We start from the raw sequence: 20575 nt of genomic DNA on the forward strand, positions 1-20575 counted from the left end.
ATCAGATTAGATTATTTCGTTTTTTAAGGAACACTTGTAACGCCTCTCCGATATGATCATTTAATTTAAACATATGATAACTAATATCGTTCATCAATAAAGTATCTTTTGTAGTACTGATCATGGCCTCTAAAGCCTTTAAGTATTCTTTTTTAGCGGTCTTCGTATCTATTTTTAGCTTTGCTCCTGTCTCTAAATCCTCGAATGTTACAGTTCCTTTATAAGAAAACTCTAATTCATTATTTCCCATAAGATGTAATACCACCACCTCGTTTCTAGGGGTTTTTAATCCTTTTATAAAAGAAGTTAACTCTTCATCATGCTCGTATAAATCTGTTATAAAAAAAATGAGTTCTTTATGATTGCGGTCATGTAAGCTTTTTGATGCATTTGGATTCGCAGGCCACTTGCCTTTATTCTCTATATTGGCCAGTTCTAATAAAAAGCGATTGTAATGCTGTTTCTGGATTTTAGGATATAAATCATATAAACGATCTTCGTTTAATCCAAACAATCCAATAGCATCGCCTTGTTTTTGAGACATATATCCTAATGAAGCTACTAATACTCTGGCATAATCCATTTTAGAAAGTTCCTGCTCTTTGTGTAACATAGAGTTACTAGCATCCAAAATAAATTTTATAGAAATATTGGTTTCTACCTCCGATTGTTTGATATAATATCGCCCTGATCTGGCCAGCATTTTCCAATCCAGCAATCTTAGATCATCTCCTGGTTCATAATTACGAAATTGCGTAAACTCCATTCCCGAACCTACATTACGACTATTATTTAGTCCCGACAAATACCCATCAACAATCACCCTCGCTATAAGCGATAAGCCAGAAACACTTTTTATCAGTTCTGGTTTTAATAATTGATGATAGTTTTGTCTCACTTACTTCTTTTTTCTAAGCTCATACTTTTATATCATCTAATAGATGATGTGTAACATTATCAGATGTAATACCCTCTGACTCTGCTCTAAAATTGACAATAACTCTATGTCTTAAAACAGGTATGGCTACGTGTTTAAGATCATCTAAAGTCACTGATAATCTTCCTTTTGCTAATGCTCTAGCCTTAGCCGTTAATATCATTGCTTGACCAGCACGTGGTCCTGCTCCCCAATTGACCCATTCCTTCACATAAGAATTCGTTGTTGTTTCTGGTCTGGTAGCTCTTATAACTTTACTGACAAAAGAGATCAGATCATCGCTTATAGGGACTTCTCTAACCAAATGTTGTAACCTAATAATATCGTCCCCCGAAATTACTTTATTCAAGGTTTCTTTTTTCGAACCTGTCGTATTTTTTAAAATTGTTGTTTCATCTGACTCCGTAGGATACCCTATTTTTATGTACAATAAAAAACGATCTTGTTGTGCCTCTGGTAATGCAAATGTTCCTGATTGTTCTATTGGATTTTGCGTAGCAAGAATAAAAAATGGTTTGTCTAATTCATATGTTTTTCCAGAATAGGTTACTTCAAACTCTTGCATTGCTTCTAACAAAGCCGCTTGTGTTTTTGGTGGTGTACGATTGATCTCATCCGCCAATATGATATTAGAAAAAATAGGTCCTTTATTAAATTTAAAAAACTTCTTTCCTGTGCTATAATCTTCTTCTAGTATCTCTGTACCAATAATATCAGACGGCATTAAATCGGGCGTAAACTGTATCCTCTTAAAGTTTAAATCAATGGCTTGAGCCAAAGTTCTAATCATTAAGGTTTTGGCTAAACCAGGAACTCCTTCTAATAGTGCATGACCACCTGCAAGAAAGGTAATTAATAGTTGTTCTATAGTTTCTTCTTGGCCTGTAATAACCTTCCCTATTTCCTTCCTTAATTTCTGAAGTTTTTCGGTAAGAATATGTACTTCTTGTTCTATATCTACTAACTCTTTATCCATATGAATACTATCTTTTATGATGTTAATGCATACATCACGATATTAACCCCAAATCGGGTATTGTCTATTTTATACCACCGTTTATTTCTAAAATCATAATCCCATTCGCAACCATAATCCTTGTTACTGAATAAAACTCCTATCCTTCCGTTAATAACTATTGCTTTTAAATAATCATGTACAATATCATCTCCCCATCCATTTAATTCCTGAGATGTAGTTGGAGGTCCATCTTCAAACTCAAAAAACACCTTATAAATTTCGTGATTATTAGGTATCTTTTTTAACGCTTGTGGACCGAAAATATCCGCCATCTGCCTAACAAAAGACTTAGAAAATAACCCATCAATATCGTGATTACAATCATCTGCAAAAACAAAACCACCGTTGTTTACATACTTCTTAAAGTTTTCTCTTTCCTTTTTAGTGAACTGTACTAACTTATGACCAGAAATATAACAAAATGGACTTTTGAAAATTTCATCACTACTTAACGAGATGATTTTTTCTTGAGTGTCTACTTTTAAGGTGGTATACTCCACAAGAGAATTTAACAGATTAGAAGGCATCCTTTGGTCTACATCCCAATCTCCTGATTCGTATTGTAATCGTGTAAAGAAAAATTTATTGCTCAATATGAAATTAACTAGGTATACTAAGGAAACAATATAGATTATTAAATACTAAATGATCTAAAATTAAAGTTAATTAGGATTCTCTTAAACCAATTACTACCATTAGAGCGCAATTAAAAAATATGTGATTTACACTATACATTTTAACTACGCTCTATCTGATAGTTTCTAATTTTTAGTTAAGACAGTACTATAAGATTATACTGCATCAGAAAGACTGGTAAAGGTAAAGTCTCGTATCTTCATATAAGGCACCAGATTTCCGTCAATCCTAACCTGCTTTCCTAGAGTTTCTAGGTTATTTAGCATAATGATTGGGCTCTCATTAAATCTGAAATTCTTAACTGGATATTTAATCTTTCCGTTTTCTATATAGAAAGTTCCATCTCTGGTTAGTCCTGTGTATAATAATGTTTGCGGGTCTACAGTTCTGATATACCATAATCGCGTAACTAAAATACCTTTCTTAGTTCCTTTGATAAGATCTTCTAATGAAGCATCACCGCCTTGCATAATAAATCCATTAGGGAAAGGAACAGGATCTACTCCTTTTTTCTCTGCCCAATAACGACTGTATGCTAGGTTTTTCACTACTCCATTTTCTATCCAACTTGTCTTTTTAAGTGGTTGTCCTGAACCGTTCCAAGTTCCTGTAGGCACTTCTGGATTTAAAGGGTCTGACCATATATTCACTCGCTCATCTACGATCTTTTCCCCCATTTTGGTTCCTCCTCCTTCTTTAGACATAAAACTACGTCCTTCATCTGCCGTACGTGCATTAAATGCAAACGCCATATTACCTAAAAGACCAACTGAAGCTGCTGGCTCTAAAATAACCGTATATTTTCCTGGTTCTATTGCCTTTGCTTCCTTAGACATTACTGCTTTATTGATCGCTACGTTTGAGGCTTCTACTGCATCAAACTTAGAAATATCATTGTAATCTCTAGTCACCCAACCAGATCCAGTACCATCATTACTACGCATAGTTACTGTAAAACTAGCATCTGTAAATTGGTTGTATGCAAACAAACCACTAGAGTTCATCATTGCGCTAAAACCTGCGGAGTCGTTAAAAAACCCCGCTGCAGTAACATCCTTAGCAGCAGCTGGTTCGATACTGCTATTAGCAACTTCTGCACGATATTCTGGTGATACCTTTGCTGTGGCTTCTTTATATGTAATCGATTTATCGTATGTCTGTGGTCCCAGTGGGGACATAAATTCTGGATTCTCTGGAGAGAGTTTTGCCAGTTCTTCGGCTCTTTTTACCACTTTTTTTAATGATTCATCATCAAATTCATCAATCGTAGCTGTACCCGATTTTTTTCCAAAATTAGATTGTACAACCAAGGTTTGATTCGATCTGTGTCCTGCTGTAGACACTGTATTTCTAGCATAACGGATATTACCGCTTTCGCTTCCGCTTAAATTTACTTCACAAGCATCTGCAGTAGAAAAGCTCAATGCCTTTTCCATAATCTGTTTTGCTTCTTCTTTGGAATATATTGCCATGATATTTTTTATTTGTAAATAAGACTGTGATTTAAATTTTTCTACCTGTGTTGATCACATTCACACCATTAAAACGTGTAGTAGAACTTCCGTGAGATACAGCACTTACTTGTGAAGGCTGTCCTTTACCATCAAAGAATGATCCGAACATTCGGTAATCATCTTTGTCACATATCTTAGCACAAGAATTCCAGAACTCCTGTGTATTAGATTGATACGCTACATCATCTAGCATACCTACAATTTTTCCGTTTTTGATTTCAAAAAATACAGTTCCACCAAATTGGAAATTATATCGTTGCTGATCTATAGAATAAGAACCTCTACCTGCTATGTAGATTCCTTTTTCTACATCTTTGATCATATCGTCTATAGAATACTTCTCTTTTCCTGGTTCTAAAGAAACATTAGGCATACGCTGGAATTGTACATCATTCCAACTCTGAGAATAACAACATCCATGAGATTCTTTTTGGTCTATCATATGAACCTGATCACGTATTGCCTGGTAATTGGTTAATACACCGTTACGAACTAAATCCCATTTCTTAGTTTTTACTCCTTCATCATCATAGCCTACAGCTCCTAAGGATCCTACTTGGGTTTTATCTGCTACTAAGTTTACAATATCACTACCGTATTTAAAGTTTTTAGTCTTCCATTTATCTAAGGTAGCAAAACTTGTTCCTGCATAATTGGCTTCATATCCTAAAACTCTATCCAACTCTAATGGATGTCCAACAGATTCGTGAATTGTTAACCCTAAATGATTAGGTTCTAGTACTAAATCGTATTTACCAGCTTCAACAGATTTAGCAGTTAACCTTTGCTTCGCTTGCTTAGCTGCCAATGTTGCATCTTCTATGATATCATAACTTCCACGATATAGTTTGAGACCTTCAGGGCCTTTTAATTTTTCTGAAGCTAATCCGTCCATATACTCATACCCCATACCCATTGGAGCACTCATTGCTTGGCGTGATTTAAATTTACCAGTACCTTTATCAATTGCGGTAACTGTAAATGTTGGCCAGATACGATGTACATCTTGATCAATATATGATCCATCTGTAGATGCAAAATATTTCTGTTCATTTACCATAAAGAGTCCAGAATTAACATAATTAGCTCCGTTCTCTAATGCTGCTGCATTTGCCGATAATAGTAAGTCTACTTTTTCGGAAACTGGTACATCTTTAAAATCCTTTTTTATAGGAGTTTTCCAAGATACTTCTCCATGTGATTTTACTGGAGCCAGTTTTACTTCTTCTTTTTGAAATTTAGAATTTGCTTTTGCTATTGCTACTGCTTGATCTGTAGCTTTCTTAATTCCGTCTTCGGTAACACTATTGGTAGATGCAAATCCCCAAGTACCATTAACAATTACTCGAATTCCGATACCAAATGATTCTGTATTAACTACGTTTTGTACTTTATCTTCTCGAGTAAATACATATTGGTTTAAATACCTACCTATTCTGGCATCGGCATATGTTGCTCCCAATGATTTTGCAGTATTGAGTGCAACATCCGCCATCTTTTTCTGAATGGCAATATCCATTCCCGGATTAAGCAATGCTTCTGCGGGAATATCATTTCCCAGAAGTAATGAAGGCATCATTAAAGCGCCTGCTCCTAATCCTGTGTATTGAATAAAATCTCTACGTTTCATAAACCTCTTTTTTGATTGAGTGAATATTAAAATAAGTCTGATGAACTTTTTCCTGTAAAAAATACTTTAACTAATCAATTACTAGAAGAGATTACTAAAGTTTTGTTACAAGACTAACTTCCGTTAGCTTTAAAAGTAGAAAAATAATATTAAACTTCCATACTCTGAAAGAGGACTACGATTAAATCCACAACGTAGGATTCCGCAAAGTAGCTCTTTCAATCAATCAACCATAAACAACTGACAAACAATTAATTAACTTTGTTTTAATAATTAAATAATTCTCAAAGAAACACACCAAAAACAACGAAAAAATCATTAAAAACACACATACTTAAACTTTTGTTAAACTTTTAAGCTCTTCCTTATTAAATACACAAAAACACGACTAAATAGATCAAGCTGAATAATACAAACCACAAGTTAGGGCAATACGTTCTAAAAACGGAGATGAATGTATTGTCTTTATAATAAGCTTATTATTAACATGAACTGTTAGAATATTTTGTAATTTAACCTTCTAAATTTCCAACACTATATGGATACTCTTTTATCTTCAATTTCAAAATGTGACGTATGCGCCCAAAAATTAGAATTAGGTCCGAGACCTATTATTTCTGCTAATACACGAAGTAAAATTGTAATTATAGGACAAGCTCCAGGAAGTGTTGTTCATAAATCCGGAATTCCTTGGGATGATAAAAGTGGACAAAATTTAAGAGCGTGGATGGGAATTGATAATGGCACTTTTTATAATTCTGAAATCACAGCTTTAATTCCAATGGGTTTTTGTTACCCTGGAAAAGGAAAATCTGGTGACCTACCTCCTACTAAGGAATGTGCTCCATTATGGCATCAAAAATTACTAAGCAATATGAAGGATGTAGAACTTATACTATTAATTGGTACCTATGCACAACAATATTACTTAGGAAATAAACTTAAAAGAACACTTACAGAATCTGTGAAAAATTATAAAGAATACCTACCTAATTATTTTGTGCTACCACATCCATCGCCAAGAAATAATATATGGCAAGCAAAAAATGAATGGTTTAAAAAAGAGGTAATTCCTGAATTACAGAACAGTATTAAATCTATAATTACCAAACGAAATTAAATTTTATAAATATCTTTCTTTTATAATATCCATATGCCAAATCTCATGACCAATTATGGTAAAAGCTGCAGCTCTAGCTGACATATCACCACCATTAGCATTACCGATATACATCAACTGATCATTACTAATACTATTTAGGAATGAAATAGAATTTTGTCTTACTATTTTGAATTCACCAATCAATTCGCTCATAGATTTTTGATTTGCTCCTGAAGGATCTATATAAATATTTTGATCATAACCTGCTAAAGGAGTTAGATCATTTCTGGCAATACGAAAACACCTATACATAAATATGCGTTCGGTATCTATTAAATGTTGTAAAACTTCTTTGATACTCCATTTATTAATATCATGTCTATATTCTTGTTTTTCCGGAGGAATAGACTCAAAAAAAATAATCACATCATCTTTTCCTATTTCGAAACCTTTTATTATACTAACTTGTGGAGACAACTTTTTAATATATCTACCATAATATTCATCATATTCTTTGGGCTCCAAATCTGTACTATTCATTTTTCTTGATTTATAATATACATACAATGATATCAAATCATATTAAAAGAATAGTAGTCCAGTTTTTATAAACTGAAGATTCCAGTAATCTTTATTTTTAATAAAATGTTTATCGCTTTATTAAAAAAAATAACAAATCACCGAAATCAAAAAACAGATAAAAACCTAAAAAACAATGTATTTAATTCGTTAAATATTTGAAGTAAATACAACATTTGCTAAAAAAACATCTATTTATTAAAACTGAGTATAATGATCATTTATCATTTCATTTATTTCCGTTATATATAAGAGACAATAAATGTCGATTTTTTTTATATATTTACCCCAAAAGTGTTAAATTAAAGACTAAATAGTTTATTTTTTATAAAGTAGTCTAAAACATTTTTATTATTACAATAAATACTGAGTTATGGAATTAATGGAGAAAGCACGTGAGTTTGAGGGCAGAAGTATGAGCAATATGTCCACTAGTGATCGAGTTGAAGCATCAAGAGAAGCAAAAGATCTCGTTTTGAGTCTTAATGAAATCTACAAACAAAATAAAGATCCGGAAATCATGGAAATGATGAAGATCATTACTGCTAAAAAACAAAAAATAGAAAAAAGACTTAAGGGTAGACCTGAAGTTTAGAAAAACTACATACCTCATAAGTAATTATAGATTACAGCTACTTATGAGGTACTATTTATGTATTGCTATTCGGGAATTGTAAAGTAAAAAGTAGTTCCCTTTCCTTCCGTTGATTCTAACCAAATTGCGCCGTTGTGAGATTCTACAATTTTCTTGCAGTGCGCTAATCCTATTCCAGTACCTTGATATTTTTCTCTAGAATGGAGTCTTTGGAAAATTGCAAAAATCCTATCTTGGTGAATTTTAGGAATACCTATTCCATTATCCTTTACCGAGAACTGCCAATATTTTTTGGAAGGTTCGTCTTTTCTTCTTTTTTTAATTGCCTCTATATGAATTTCGGGGATGATACCTTCTTCTGTAAATTTAATCCCATTACTAACCAAATTTTGCAACAACAATCTTAGCTCTAAAGGATTTCCTTTAACAACAGGCAACTTTTTCGAATAGATTTTAGCATTAGTCCTTTCTAAAATATTAGTAAAATCGCCTTTTAGTTCGTCTAAAACTGTATTCATATCCACTTTTGTAAACTCTCTAGTTCTTCCTAATCTAGAATATTCTAATAAAGAATCAATCAGTTTCTTCATCCGAATACTAGCATCCTTTATAAAATTCAAACTTTCCTTTCCTATGTCATCAAAAACATCTCCATAATCCTCTGATATTAAACCTATAAAACTGGAAATTGTATTTAAAGGTTCTTGCAAATCGTGACTAGCGATATACGCAAATTGTTCTAGTTCTTTATTTTTTGATTCTAGCACTAATGATTGCTCGTGTATTTCTTTATTCTTCTCCTCTAAGGAAGCATTCAATCTTTTTTTATTAAGATAACTTCTATAGATAAAAAAACCTCCAATTAGAATTAGAGCGATCAACGCAATTAAGTACCAATTAATCTTTTTTTGATTATCTAGCTCCGAACGTTGTTCTTCTAAAATCTTTTCCTTTTCCTTAATTTCTTCATTCTGTTGTTCTAAATATTCTTGTTGTTTTTTAATCTCTTGAATACTTGTTTCTATCTTTTTTTCCTGATTTTTAATAAATGCAACCTGATCCTGAATGTTTTTCTCTAACTCTTTTTCTATTAGGAGTTTTTCTTCGTATTTCTTTTCTTGTATTTTACTTTCACTTGATAGCTTTTCAATCCAATTATTTCTATCTACAATACTCCCTTGGATTGTATCAATAGCCCTTGCTTGATTTGATATTTTTTCTTCTTGTTGCTTTATTTGTTCTTCATTATCCCTAATAGCAACCTTCTGCTCCTCATTCTCATCTAAAGCTTTTTCTAAAGATTCTTCTGCCGTTTTAAATAAACCTTTCCATTTTTGAGAAGAGGTAATTGCGTATTGTTCTAATGAGGGAGCTATTACAAAACCTTCATTTTTAATTCGACTTACATTAATCTCGTATTCAAAAGAATCCCCAACATTAACCATGTTGACCATAGAAGAATTATAAAAGTAATCTTCTGTAACTAGTAATATATTTTTTTCTGAAATTTTGCCAAGAATATAATTTATATCATAATTATACTTATTATGAACATATAACAACTGAACATCTTTAATACTTTTCACAAATTGAAAACGAACAATTTCTACCGGCTTTCCAAAAATCTTTCTTTTTTGAGCCATTGATTTTAGGTCGATAATTGTTCTATCTGGCCCCAAAACCCCTATTTTAAAAGTATCTATCTTATCTATTTCTGGCCAGCCTACTTGTTGCGCAAAATTGTATACGAATATAGCACGTTGTACTCTTTTCACTTCTTCATTAGCTGTCTCCTGAGCAATAAGGTTGTTAGCCCCAAATGCGGAAAACCAGGCTAAGAATGCAATTAAAACATATTGCCTATTCAATTGAATACATAAAAAACTACACAAATTATTATTCATAACTTTAACAATAACCGAAGATAATAATTAGCACCATTAACTCCGAATTGTTGTACTCTTCTACTGTAAACAAAATTGCCGTTACTAGTATTTGCTGAATGTTTATGTCTATCTGGATAGACATTAAAAATGTTGTTCCCTCCTAGTGTACATTTCACATAATCGTTAATCTGGTAAGAAACCGCTAGGTCGGTTGTTAATTTTGGAGAAAATATTTGATCACGAGATTCTATATTTCCGGTATAATTATTTAGCACCCAATTCGATTGATCCCCATCATCCGGATGTACAAACTTTACTTCTCCAAACAACGTATTGACCATTTGCAGCCTAAACTTACCAAACTCATATGACAACAAAGAATTTATCTTATAATTAGGCTGTGCAGATTCTACCCTAGCAATCTCTTCTCTATTAAACAACACGTCTTCTTGTCCTACTAAAGAAGGAGATACTTTTATATTTCCTTTTACTTTAGTACTTGTAATATTACCACCTAAAGAGGCTCCCAGTTTACCAATTCCCAGGTCCGTTTTATAATGTATTGCAACATCTCCTCCTGATGTTTTAGAATCAATAGCATTAGTGAAAAATTGGGCCGCACCTACTCCAAAAGGTTCGAGAATTGTTTCATACCCTTCAGCAAATCTCCCGGAAAGCACTATTCTATCATCAATGTTAATTAAGTAATAATCAAAGGTATAAGTAAAATTATCATTTAATTTCCCACTAATTCCAGCGCTAAAATGTTTTGACAATTCGGGCTTTAACTTGTCAATCTGAAATGCTTCTGTAGCTACTGCACTTTCATTATTAAACGTTCCTACTTGAATACTTTCGCCGTTTACGAACTGCGTACTAATATTTTGGAAAAACACTTGATGCAATGATGGTGCTCTGAAACCTGTAGAAAACCCTGCTCTAACACTTACATTATCATTAATCCTATATCTACTGGACAGTTTCCAGATAGCTTGTCCTCCAAAATCATTATAAGCTTCATATCTTGCTGCGGCTTTCACCAATAATTTGTCTGAGATATTAGTCTCTACATCAAAATAAGCGGAACTATTTGTTCTAAAGCGATTTAATTCATTTTCTGGTTGAAAACCCGGAAACACCTGAGCTCCAGCTGCTCTAGGAAGCTCATTTCCAAACTCATCAAAATATGTACTCTCACCATTGATATATGATGCCTCCTCACCTGCTACGATTTGATAATTTTCCACTCGTAATTCCGCTCCAAATGCTATGTTAACTCCTTTTAACCAATCAAAGGTTTTAGAAATATCCAAATTGGTGGTGTTTTGTTGATACTCGAACCCACCCGCATAAAAAGTTCTAGGCGAAGCAACACCTAATGAAGCGTTGTTAGAATTATTCACCGTGTAATCTAAGCTATTGATACCGATGGAGTGACTAAAATCTACATTCCACCCATTCTTAACTCCCCTAATTCCACCTGCAACGACATCATCCTGAATATCAGTTAATATCTGGGGCGAAAAACCATTAGGAAATAACTCTGGCACTACTCTATCCTGATCCTTTGGAAAACGGTAAAATCCAGCCGCCATACCTTCTCTATAATTTCTTCCTCCTTGTAAGTAAAATGTTGCTTTTTCGGACATCTTGATTTCTCCATTAAATGCCAACGTAAGGTTTTGTGTTTCTGCACTTCCAATTTCCATAACCCTATTCCCGGAATACCCTGTTTGATCAAAGAAATTATTTTCTTGGATTAACCTCTGATCTTCTGCTAAATCATCTGTATAAACCGTTCCTGTATAATCTCCTGCTCTATTTATTGATTCTCTATCTCTATATTCTGCAGTCACATTAATATAACCTTCCTTACCAATTTTTAATCCAAAATTAGCCGAAGAATACGTAGTAAAACCATCTCCTTCTGTCGTAATACCAACCCTATTATCTATATTAATAACTTCTGTTTGTTTCTTTAAAATAATATTTATCACACCTGCTATTGCATCTGATCCATATTGAGAAGTTGCACCATCACGTAATATTTCTATTCGTTCTATAGATGCTATAGGAATCGCATTAAAATCAGTCCCCACTGTACCCCTACCAACAGTTCCATTTACATTTAACAACGAGCTATTATGCCTACGTTTGCCATTCACTAATACTAAGATTTGATCAGGTCCTAAACCACGTAAAGTTGCTGGATCAATATGATCCGTACCATCCGCTATGGTTTGATTGGTAGAGTGAAAAGATGGAACTAAATAATGTAAAATATGGCTTAACTCTATTTGTGAGGAATTAGTAATCTCCTGAGGAGAAATAATATCCACAGGCGCCGTTGTTTTAAGTAAAGATCTTGGTTTTGCTCTGGAACCAACTGAAATGGGTTGATCTATAGAAAACCCTGTTTCTAGTACAAAATCCAACTGGGCAGTTTCTCCAACTTTTACCATTGTAGTCTTGGAAACTGAGTTATACATCACAAATCCAGCGGTAAGAACATACTCGCCTTCTTCTACATCAAACGTATAGTTTCCATTTACATCTGTTGTAGTATTTTGATTAGTCCCTTCTATACTAACTCTTGCTCCCGGTAAACTACCAAATTGATCGGAAACATTCCCGGAGATAGTTGCTCTAGATTGTGATAAAGTTATTTGGCAAAAAAAGAGTATTGAGGCGATACAGGATATAGTCTGTAATCTAACCATAAAGGTAATTTTAAATTTATTTACAACTAAAACGTTTGTGCTATTAAACCGTTTGTGCAATATAAATAATAAAAAACAAAAGTTTCTTAAAACTAATATCCTTTGGTGGATTTAGAGACCAAATAATTATTCTATCGAAGTCAATTCTTTATTAAAATACTTCTGTCTGATAGTATCTACACCAACTCTAGACAACATTTTACCACTAAATTCTTTAATTTGATCGATAGATCCTGCTAATTCTTTATCTTCTTTTGTCAGTTCTGCGCCAATCATTAAAATGATCGTTGTATTCTTTAAAGAGTTTTCTAAGTCTTGAAATTTTGATAAAAATTCCCAACCATCCATTACCGGCATGTTAATATCTAAAAAGATAATCTCCGGAACTATTCCTGATTGGATAATCTGTAAAGCCTCTAAACCATTTTTAGCGATCAATATGTCATCAACATATCCAGTTTTTGAAAGTACAATCTTATTAAAAAAAATGGTTGCATCACTATCATCGACTAAAAGTACTTTTGCTATTGTTTTCATTGGAGTGGGGTTTAAAAAAATGTCTTTTAACTACTTTATTTAATGTTGGGAATGATAATGGTTTATTAACAAGATCTTTTACAAAATGATTTTCTTTGGATTTCTCTACATCTCTAACATCAGAAGATGTGGTAAGTATTATAATCTTAATACCTTCTATCACTTTTTGATTTAGTTTGGAATACTCAATTAAGAACTCCCAACCATTCATAGCAGGCATATTAAGATCAAGAAAGATTAGATTAGGTTTTAATTCGGTTCCTTTATCAACATCAGCTAAGTATTCCAAAGCAGCCTTTCCGCTTTGTCGTACCCTTATTGAATTGAAACTATCATGTTTTGATAAAATCTTACTATTGAAGAAATTGGTAGGTTTATCATCATCAATCAATAAAACACAATCAATTGGATTATACATAATATATTTTTGTTGGTTTCGAACAAAAGAACCACATCAATACAAGAAAACTAATCTTAATAAAATTTTAGATAAGTATTTTACGATAAAATACAAAAACAAACGATAAAGCGCATTTTTAATTTAAAATAGTACTTTTGAAAAAGATAATTGGAATACCATATATGATATTATTTTATAGCATTCTTAAAATACTTAGAAATAATATCTAGAACAACTTCCTTGGTTAACATCTTATCTCTGAACTCCATAACCTGCGGAAAAGATTTTAGTTTTATCTCTTGCTCTTCACTTAACTTGGCTCCTAACAACACTACTATTATTGTGTTCTTACAAGAATCTGACAATGTATCATATTGCTCTAGAAACTCCCACCCATTCATTATAGGCATATTCAAATCCAAGAAGATTATTTCAGGAATAGAAGCTGTCTGAATATTTTCCAGTGCATTCTCACCATTAGTAGTTAAAACAACTTCTTCAACACAATTTGTTTTTAAAATTATTGTTTTATTAAAGAAATTGGTTGCTTTACTATCATCAACTAAAAGAATCTTTTTTAACTTATTCATTTAAGCAAAAATATAAAAACACTTAAACAATAAAGGTGATCTTAACTCAACTTTTTATCACACGTTTAGAAAAATGTTTTTGCATTACATTATCTAATAAATCTAATGATAATGGTTTATTAATAAAATCATCCACTGAATGATTCTTTATCGATTCATTAACATCATCAGGGTTAGAAGATGTTGATAATAAAATTACTTTAATTCCTTCGGTAATAGCTTTGTTCAGTTTCGCAAACTCTATCAAAAACTCCCATCCATTCATGGCTGGCATATTGATATCTAAAAAAATAAGATCAGGTTTTATTACTTCTCTATTTTCTACTTTAGAAAGGTATTCTAATGCAGCTTTCCCACTCTGCACTGTATTTACATTATCAAAACTATTATGTTTTGTAACTACCCTTTCATTAAAGAAATTTGTGGCCTTATCATCATCAATTAAAAGCACACAAGTGACTGATTTCCCCATAAAATTTTCCAATTACAATCAAAAAAACTAAACTTATTTGAAATATGCATCATAAAATCAGACTTTTCATGGCATTTTTCGTTTAAAAACGTGATTTACACGACAAAACAACATTAAATGTTTTTCCGTATCCAAATTACGGTATTAAAGCCTTTTAAAATTGTAAAATTAAAATTGACAATCGTTTAACAAACTACTATTAAAAATAAATGTAAATTTGAATGCTATTCAGACAACAGTTTGTCAAAAACATTGGTAAGGGATTTATGCTTGACAAAATAAAAAATAGTTGTAGAACAACTAAACTTCATTATTCAATATTTCAGAGTACTAATGATGTTCCTTCTAAAGATTGGAATAGTGTAAATAATGAAAATAATCTTTTTCTTACACTAAACTATCTTAACACTTTAGAACAGACATTATCAGAAACTATTGGATTTCGATATGTTTTATTCTATGATCAAAATATCCCTGTAGGAATTGCTGTAACACAACTTATAAAATTTAACACTGAAGATTTAAAGTTTCAGGAGTTCCCTTGTCGAATAAGTGACGCAATCAAAAATACTTTTATGAAAAGTATGGATGTGAGAGTACTTGTCTGCGGAAATCTTTTTTCTTGTGGAGAACATGGTTTTCTGTATGCTCCTCACATTAGTTCTAAAGAAGCGTTTGAAAGTTTATCAGATGCGTTACGAGAAATTCGAAAATCAGAAAAATCAGAAAAGCCATCATTTATATTATTAAAAGAATTTTGGCCTTCTTCATTTAATCAAAGTGATTATATTAAAAGACAAGATTTTAGAGAGTTTAGCATCGACGTCAATATGGTATTAAAAATACAACAAGACTGGAATAGCTTTGATGATTATCTGGATAGTATGAAAACTAAATTTAGAACAAGAGCTAAAAAGGTTTTTAAAAAGTCTGCTGATATCATTGTCAAAGATTTTACGGATGAAGATATTAATACATATCATAAAGAAATAGACGCCTTATATCTTTCTGTTCTAGATAAAGCTGATTTTAAAATTGGAAAACTTAATGCAATTACTTTTGAAAATTTAAAAAAGACGCTTCAGGATTCGTTTATTTTTAAAGCGTACTTCTTAAAAGATACCCTTGTTGGTTTCACCACTTCTTTTATTCTTAATAAAATTGTAGAAGCAAATCATATTGGTATTGATTACAAATACAATAAGTCTTATGATATTTACCAACGTATGCTTTATGATTATGTAGATCTTGCTGTATCTAAAAAAGTAGACGAATTAAGATTGGGTAGAACAGCAGAAATCATAAAAAGTTGCGTAGGTGCAAAACCCGTAGAAATGAAATTATATGTTCGTCATGGAAATTCAATTTCTAACAAATTATTAAAACCTTTGGTTGATTTCATTTCTCCCAGCGAATATGAAGTAAGAAATCCGTTTAAACTTCAGTTAAGTTAATAATGGATTCATTAACTCAGATTGTACTCGGTGCTGCTGTTGGTCAAGCTGCTATAGGAAAAAAAGTAGGAAATAAAGCTATGCTTTGGGGCGCAATTGCTGGAACGATTCCTGATCTAGATGTTTTAGCTAAATTATTTTTTGACAGCGTTACTTCTAATGAATTGCATAGAGGGTTTTCACATTCTATTTTGTTCAGTATACTTATGGCTCCACTTCTGGGATGGCTAGTGAGTAAAATATATAAAAACAAAGAAGCAGATTGGAAAGATTGGACCAAGCTTATGTTTCTTAGTCTATTTACCCATCCTATTTTAGATGCATTTACGACTTGGGGAACACAATTATTTTGGCCTTTAGACTATAAAGTGGCTTTTCATAATATTTTTGTAGCAGATCCTTTATATACTGTCCCGTTTTTAGTTTTTGTACTCATAGCTATGTTTTACAAACGTACAAATCCTAAAAGAAAGTTTTTTAATAATCTAGGATTGTACTGTAGTAGTTTTTATATGTTGCTTACTTTGGTATTACAACAAATTGCAGAATCTAATTTTACCACTAATTTAGAAAACCAACATCTTACATATAATCAAATACAAACTCGACCTACTGCATTAAATAGCATTTTATGGACAGCCAATATAGAAACTGACGAATCCTTTCTTATCGGATATTATTCCTTACTTGACAAACCAGATATTATTAATTTTACTGAGTTTCCTAAAAACCATTATTTACTAGGTGAAGCAAAAAATGATCCTTTAATTCCGCGTCTAATTAAATTAAGTGAAGGTTGGTATACGATCGAATCTGATAACGATAAATTATACTTTAATGATCTTAGATTTGGACAATTAGGAATGGGTAAAGATGCGAGTCGTTTTGTCTTTAGCTACGAATTGTATTATGATCAAAATGGTAATTTACAAGCTAAAGAACGTGAACGTAATGTGGAAGAAGCTTCTCCTATGCTTAAAAAACTCTTTTCTCGCGTACTTGGGAATAAATAAAAAAAGAGGATTTATAATAGATATAAATCCTCTTTTTTATTGTTAAATACATTAGGTAAACTCACAAATAATGCCTCCCATTAATGCTAGGCACACAGTCCAATACCCAACATTTACTAGTATATACTTCACTCCCTTTCTTTCGAATAAAGCATTTGTTCCCAACACAGGTAAAACTAAAAATATTCCAGCCATTGCACCGTGCAAAGCACCATGTTTAAATGTTCTAAAGTTGGTTCCATATTTATTCATAAAATCCTGAGTATACTGATAGATTTCTGTCCCTTCCTTAGTTAAGTCCGGCTCATTCATTAAGCTCTGAAAAAAACCATTTTGATGTATTACCATAGTCGGAAGCGAAGAAGCCAACATAAGGCTTAGAATAAGAGAAACAATAAAAATTACAGCCATGTTCCCTCCTTTTAAATCTTCTGTTGTAAATCCACAAGCATTCATCCAAGCAGTACCAAAAACCTTTGGGTTATACCATATAAACCCTAATACTATAGGTACAAGAGCAGCGATTGCAACTATTAATAAATTAAATTCCATATTGGTTTGTTTTTTAAGTTGTTACTCAAATATAGCAAAAATGAATTTTATCAAATATTACAAAACTAGGTAGGCTAAACGGAAAGAAAAGATTAGCAAAACTACTCCAGTTATCCTAAAGAATATTTTCAATCTATAAGGAGATATGAATGGTTTAAGCTTATCTGAAAGAAAAACTTTTAATAAATCTGTAGTCAATATACCTGATAGCACAGCTATCAAAAAAACTAAAAGCGCTATGGAATCTGAATATTTTTCATATCCATATTTAAACACTCCGATCCAAACAATAAATACAAAAGGATTAAAAAAATTAACGCTAAAGCCTTTGATAAAAAAAGAAGTCCATTTTTTAGAACTAATAGATATATTACTAGTAATTACAGCTTTTTTAAGCAGATAATTAATTCCCAATCCAAAAAGTATAACACTTCCTATAATACCAATCCAAAATTGATTCTGAGTTACTGTCATAAAAGTAGAAAGTCCATAATAACATAATAAAACACATATGAAATCACTGACTATAATACCAAAAGCAACAGAAAACCCTGCTTTTAAGCCATACTGAAAACTACTATTGAGTAACAAAAAAAATACTGGACCAACAAAAATGATCATCGCTATACCAATAAAAAATCCTTCAATAAATGACATACATTAAAATTGTTCCATAACATACATAGTTTTATATATGTTATGTAAATATAGATATAATCGTCTGCTTTTTTAACCAACTATTTTAAGAATATAAAAGCACAAAGTGATCTCTCTGAAACCACAATGAAACCCTTTTGACACCTTTTTGCAACCCTATTTTTTAAATATTTCAACCTTCTACTTTTTTTCATTTTTTCAGAAAACATAACATTTATCAAACAATTTTTAAAAATTTCACAAGAAATACCTATGATGAATATAAATACCTATATTTATCGACCAAATTGAATGGTTTATTTATGAGTACAAACTATAAAGTAAAAGTAAATAAGGACTTTGAAACTAGCTTATCTGAAGATACTATTTCGAAAGCCAATATTATTGAAACTTCCAATTCAAAATTTCACGTTATTAACAATAATCAATCCTATCATACAGAAGTTATAAAATCTGATTTTGTTAATAAGAACTATACAGTAAAAGTAAATTCTAATATCTATGAGGTCGATATATCTAACTCATTGGATATGATGATTTCGGAAATGGGGTTTTCTATTGGTGCGTCAAAACAAGTAAACTCTATAAAATCTCCAATGCCTGGGTTAATTATAGATATACAGGTAGAAATTGGTCAAACCGTTAAAGAAGATGACTATTTACTAGTTTTAGAAGCAATGAAAATGGAAAACATTATTACTTCTCCAAGAGAAGGAACTATTAAATCCATAGCTGTCTCTAAAGGAGATGCAGTAGACAAAGGAAAATTATTGATTGAATTCGAATAAAACCTCAAAGTAAGTTTAAATCAAAAGACATATCATAAGTTCTAATACATTATGAAAAAAATACTTGTTGCAAATAGAGGAGAAATTGCCATTAGAGTAATGAAAACCGCTCAAAAAATGGGAATTAAAACAGTGGCTATATATTCTACTGTAGATCGAGATGCTCCTCACGTAAAATTTGCTGATGAAGCAGTTTGCGTTGGTGAAGCACCTTCTAACGAATCCTACTTGTTAGGTTCCAAGATTATTGCATTTGCCAAAAAATTAAATGTGGATGCAATACATCCTGGTTATGGATTCTTAAGTGAAAATGCTGATTTTGCAGAGGAAGTAGAAAAAAATAACATCACTTTTATAGGACCAAAATCCAAAGCTATTAAAGTTATGGGTAGTAAGCTTGCTGCTAAAGAGGCCGTAAAAGCATATGATATACCTATGGTCCCAGGTATTGATGAAGCAATTACTGATGTTGATAAAGCTAAAAAAATAGCACTAGAAATTGGGTTTCCCATTCTAATAAAAGCTTCTGCTGGTGGTGGTGGAAAAGGAATGCGTGTAGTAGAGAAAGAAAGCGAACTAGAATCACAAATGCAACGTGCTATAAGTGAAGCTATTTCTGCTTTTGGTGACGGATCAGTATTTATCGAAAAATACGTAGCATCTCCAAGACATATTGAAATACAGGTGATGGCGGATACTCATGGAAACGTTATTCACCTTTTTGAAAGAGAATGTAGTGTACAACGAAGACATCAAAAAGTAGTGGAAGAAGCTCCTTCTGCTGTCTTAAGTCCAACTTTGAGATCCGCAATGGGCGAAGCTGCTGTTAGAGTTGCACAAGCCTGTGATTATGTTGGCGCAGGAACTGTAGAATTCTTATTAGATGAAAACCATAATTTCTATTTCCTAGAAATGAATACTCGTTTACAAGTAGAACATCCTGTAACAGAACTAATAACGGGCACTGATCTTGTAGAGCTACAAATAAAAGTAGCAAGAGGAGAAGAACTTTCTATTAAACAAGAAGATTTAAAAATAACTGGACATGCATTGGAATTAAGAGTATATGCAGAAGATCCATTAAATGATTTTTTACCTAGTGTAGGGCACTTAGATACTTACACAATTCCGACAGGTAATGGTATTAGAGTAGACAATGGTTTCGAAGAAGGAATGGATATTCCTATTTATTATGATCCTATGTTGTCAAAATTAATCACTTATGGTGATAGCCGAGAAGAAGCCATTCAATTAATGATTAAAGCCATTGATCAATATCATATAGAAGGTGTGCAAACAACCTTATCCTTTGGCAAATTTGTGTGCAAACACGAAGCGTTTGTATCCGGTGCTTTTGATACTCATTTTGTAAAAAAATATTACACCCCAGAAGTGTTAAAATCCGAAATGGAGATAGAAGCAAGAATAGCAGCGCTCACAGCCCTAAAACAATATAAAAAAGATCAACAAGTATTACGTTTACCAATTCGCTAAC

20 protein-coding genes are annotated in these 20575 nt (G+C 32.1%); 6 read left to right on the top strand and 14 right to left on the bottom strand.

Features of this window, described 5'->3' with window-relative positions:
• Window position 1 precedes the first annotated feature (1 nt).
• The 5 genes from H526_RS0104985 to H526_RS0105005 form a co-directional block, all read right to left on the bottom strand.
• Window positions 2–898: a DUF58 domain-containing protein gene (locus tag H526_RS0104985; protein ID WP_027391974.1), complete on the bottom strand. Its 897-nt coding sequence runs from the start codon at window positions 896–898 to the stop codon at window positions 2–4.
• 19 nt (window positions 899–917) lie between these two features.
• Window positions 918–1913: an AAA family ATPase gene (locus tag H526_RS0104990; RefSeq protein WP_027391975.1), complete on the bottom strand. Its 996-nt coding sequence runs from the start codon at window positions 1911–1913 to the stop codon at window positions 918–920.
• A 14-nt stretch (window positions 1914–1927) separates the two neighbouring features.
• Window positions 1928–2548 carry a DUF4159 domain-containing protein gene (locus tag H526_RS0104995; RefSeq protein WP_027391976.1) on the bottom strand — a complete coding sequence of 207 codons (621 nt, stop codon included), beginning with the start codon at window positions 2546–2548 and terminating at the stop codon, window positions 1928–1930.
• A 198-nt stretch (window positions 2549–2746) separates the two neighbouring features.
• On the bottom strand, window positions 2747–4063 hold the full coding sequence (locus H526_RS0105000; protein ID WP_027391977.1) for a TldD/PmbA family protein: 1317 nt from the start codon (window positions 4061–4063) through the stop codon (window positions 2747–2749).
• A 31-nt stretch (window positions 4064–4094) separates the two neighbouring features.
• Complete coding sequence (locus H526_RS0105005; RefSeq protein ID WP_027391978.1) at window positions 4095–5735, bottom strand: TldD/PmbA family protein; 1641 nt, start codon at window positions 5733–5735, stop codon at window positions 4095–4097.
• Between the two features lie 538 nt (window positions 5736–6273).
• On the opposite strand from H526_RS0105005, the gene H526_RS0105010 reads away from it, so the two are divergent.
• A complete protein-coding gene (locus tag H526_RS0105010; protein ID WP_027391979.1) occupies window positions 6274–6855 on the top strand; it encodes a uracil-DNA glycosylase family protein in 582 nt (193 codons plus the stop codon).
• A gap of 3 nt (window positions 6856–6858) precedes the next feature.
• On the opposite strand, the gene H526_RS0105015 is transcribed toward H526_RS0105010, so the two are convergent.
• Window positions 6859–7377 carry a DinB family protein gene (locus H526_RS0105015; protein WP_027391980.1) on the bottom strand — a complete coding sequence of 173 codons (519 nt, stop codon included), beginning with the start codon at window positions 7375–7377 and terminating at the stop codon, window positions 6859–6861.
• A gap of 412 nt (window positions 7378–7789) precedes the next feature.
• On the opposite strand from H526_RS0105015, the gene H526_RS0105020 reads away from it, so the two are divergent.
• Window positions 7790–8011: a hypothetical protein gene (locus tag H526_RS0105020; RefSeq protein ID WP_027391981.1), complete on the top strand. Its 222-nt coding sequence runs from the start codon at window positions 7790–7792 to the stop codon at window positions 8009–8011.
• Between the two features lie 65 nt (window positions 8012–8076).
• Here the strand turns inward: H526_RS0105020 and H526_RS30625 are convergent, their stop codons facing one another.
• The 6 genes from H526_RS30625 to H526_RS0105050 form a co-directional block, all read right to left on the bottom strand.
• Entirely contained in the window at window positions 8077–9915 is a 1839-nt protein-coding gene (locus tag H526_RS30625) for a YfiR/HmsC family protein (protein WP_051335989.1), read from the bottom strand.
• Window positions 9912–12617, bottom strand: coding sequence for a TonB-dependent receptor (locus H526_RS0105030; RefSeq protein ID WP_245591185.1), 2706 nt, complete (start codon window positions 12615–12617; stop codon window positions 9912–9914). Before H526_RS0105030 ends, H526_RS30625 begins: the two co-directional genes overlap by 4 nt.
• Window positions 12618–12743: 126 nt before the next feature.
• On the bottom strand, window positions 12744–13154 hold the full coding sequence (locus H526_RS0105035) for a response regulator (RefSeq protein WP_027391983.1): 411 nt from the start codon (window positions 13152–13154) through the stop codon (window positions 12744–12746).
• Window positions 13120–13572 (bottom strand): response regulator, encoded by a 453-nt coding sequence (locus H526_RS0105040; RefSeq protein ID WP_027391984.1) that lies wholly within the window; start codon window positions 13570–13572, stop codon window positions 13120–13122. The genes H526_RS0105035 and H526_RS0105040 overlap by 35 nt, the downstream gene beginning before the upstream one ends.
• Window positions 13573–13742: 170 nt before the next feature.
• Window positions 13743–14144, bottom strand: coding sequence for a response regulator (locus H526_RS0105045; protein WP_027391985.1), 402 nt, complete (start codon window positions 14142–14144; stop codon window positions 13743–13745).
• 46 nt (window positions 14145–14190) lie between these two features.
• Window positions 14191–14616, bottom strand: a complete 426-nt coding sequence (locus tag H526_RS0105050; RefSeq protein WP_027391986.1) for a response regulator — start codon at window positions 14614–14616, stop codon at window positions 14191–14193.
• Between the two features lie 266 nt (window positions 14617–14882).
• Between H526_RS0105050 and H526_RS0105055 the strand changes: the two genes are divergently transcribed.
• Both H526_RS0105055 and H526_RS0105060 read left to right on the top strand, forming a co-directional pair.
• Window positions 14883–16070 (top strand): hypothetical protein, encoded by a 1188-nt coding sequence (locus H526_RS0105055; protein ID WP_027391987.1) that lies wholly within the window; start codon window positions 14883–14885, stop codon window positions 16068–16070.
• 2 nt (window positions 16071–16072) lie between these two features.
• Window positions 16073–17083, top strand: coding sequence for a metal-dependent hydrolase (locus H526_RS0105060; protein WP_027391988.1), 1011 nt, complete (start codon window positions 16073–16075; stop codon window positions 17081–17083).
• 51 nt (window positions 17084–17134) lie between these two features.
• Here the strand turns inward: H526_RS0105060 and H526_RS0105065 are convergent, their stop codons facing one another.
• Window positions 17135–17635, bottom strand: a complete 501-nt coding sequence (locus H526_RS0105065) for a DUF1761 domain-containing protein (protein WP_027391989.1) — start codon at window positions 17633–17635, stop codon at window positions 17135–17137.
• 57 nt (window positions 17636–17692) lie between these two features.
• Entirely contained in the window at window positions 17693–18292 is a 600-nt protein-coding gene (locus tag H526_RS0105070; protein ID WP_027391990.1) for a LysE family translocator, read from the bottom strand.
• A gap of 302 nt (window positions 18293–18594) precedes the next feature.
• Between H526_RS0105070 and H526_RS0105075 the strand changes: the two genes are divergently transcribed.
• Window positions 18595–19080: an acyl-CoA carboxylase biotin carboxyl carrier protein subunit gene (locus H526_RS0105075; protein ID WP_027391991.1), complete on the top strand. Its 486-nt coding sequence runs from the start codon at window positions 18595–18597 to the stop codon at window positions 19078–19080.
• A 51-nt stretch (window positions 19081–19131) separates the two neighbouring features.
• Window positions 19132–20574, top strand: a complete 1443-nt coding sequence (gene accC, locus H526_RS0105080; protein WP_027391992.1) for an acetyl-CoA carboxylase biotin carboxylase subunit — start codon at window positions 19132–19134, stop codon at window positions 20572–20574.
• The last annotated feature ends 1 nt before the right edge of the window (window position 20575 follow it).

Source organism: Aquimarina latercula DSM 2041 (assembly GCF_000430645.1).
GTDB classification, from domain to species: Bacteria; Bacteroidota; Bacteroidia; order Flavobacteriales; family Flavobacteriaceae; genus Aquimarina; species Aquimarina latercula.

What these genes read in the sequence shown, in the direction of transcription:
- H526_RS30625 (WP_051335989.1), bottom strand. Translation starts at nt 9,915, where the DNA reads ATGAATAATAATTTGTGTAGTTTTTTATGTATTCAATTGAATAGGCAA.
- H526_RS0105060 (WP_027391988.1), top strand. Translation starts at nt 16,073, where the DNA reads ATGGATTCATTAACTCAGATTGTACTCGGTGCTGCTGTTGGTCAAGCT.
- H526_RS0105075 (WP_027391991.1), top strand. Translation starts at nt 18,595, where the DNA reads ATGAGTACAAACTATAAAGTAAAAGTAAATAAGGACTTTGAAACTAGC.
- H526_RS0105055 (WP_027391987.1), top strand. Translation starts at nt 14,883, where the DNA reads ATGCTTGACAAAATAAAAAATAGTTGTAGAACAACTAAACTTCATTAT.
- H526_RS0105010 (WP_027391979.1), top strand. Translation starts at nt 6,274, where the DNA reads ATGGATACTCTTTTATCTTCAATTTCAAAATGTGACGTATGCGCCCAA.
- H526_RS0105050 (WP_027391986.1), bottom strand. Translation starts at nt 14,616, where the DNA reads ATGGGGAAATCAGTCACTTGTGTGCTTTTAATTGATGATGATAAGGCC.
- H526_RS0104990 (WP_027391975.1), bottom strand. Translation starts at nt 1,913, where the DNA reads ATGGATAAAGAGTTAGTAGATATAGAACAAGAAGTACATATTCTTACC.
- H526_RS0105040 (WP_027391984.1), bottom strand. Translation starts at nt 13,572, where the DNA reads ATGTATAATCCAATTGATTGTGTTTTATTGATTGATGATGATAAACCT.
- H526_RS0105070 (WP_027391990.1), bottom strand. Translation starts at nt 18,292, where the DNA reads ATGTCATTTATTGAAGGATTTTTTATTGGTATAGCGATGATCATTTTT.
- H526_RS0105035 (WP_027391983.1), bottom strand. Translation starts at nt 13,154, where the DNA reads ATGAAAACAATAGCAAAAGTACTTTTAGTCGATGATAGTGATGCAACC.
- H526_RS0105015 (WP_027391980.1), bottom strand. Translation starts at nt 7,377, where the DNA reads ATGAATAGTACAGATTTGGAGCCCAAAGAATATGATGAATATTATGGT.
- H526_RS0105030 (WP_245591185.1), bottom strand. Translation starts at nt 12,617, where the DNA reads ATGGTTAGATTACAGACTATATCCTGTATCGCCTCAATACTCTTTTTT.
- H526_RS0105045 (WP_027391985.1), bottom strand. Translation starts at nt 14,144, where the DNA reads ATGAATAAGTTAAAAAAGATTCTTTTAGTTGATGATAGTAAAGCAACC.
- accC (WP_027391992.1), top strand. Translation starts at nt 19,132, where the DNA reads ATGAAAAAAATACTTGTTGCAAATAGAGGAGAAATTGCCATTAGAGTA.
- H526_RS0105000 (WP_027391977.1), bottom strand. Translation starts at nt 4,063, where the DNA reads ATGGCAATATATTCCAAAGAAGAAGCAAAACAGATTATGGAAAAGGCA.
- H526_RS0105065 (WP_027391989.1), bottom strand. Translation starts at nt 17,635, where the DNA reads ATGGAATTTAATTTATTAATAGTTGCAATCGCTGCTCTTGTACCTATA.
- H526_RS0105020 (WP_027391981.1), top strand. Translation starts at nt 7,790, where the DNA reads ATGGAATTAATGGAGAAAGCACGTGAGTTTGAGGGCAGAAGTATGAGC.
- H526_RS0105005 (WP_027391978.1), bottom strand. Translation starts at nt 5,735, where the DNA reads ATGAAACGTAGAGATTTTATTCAATACACAGGATTAGGAGCAGGCGCT.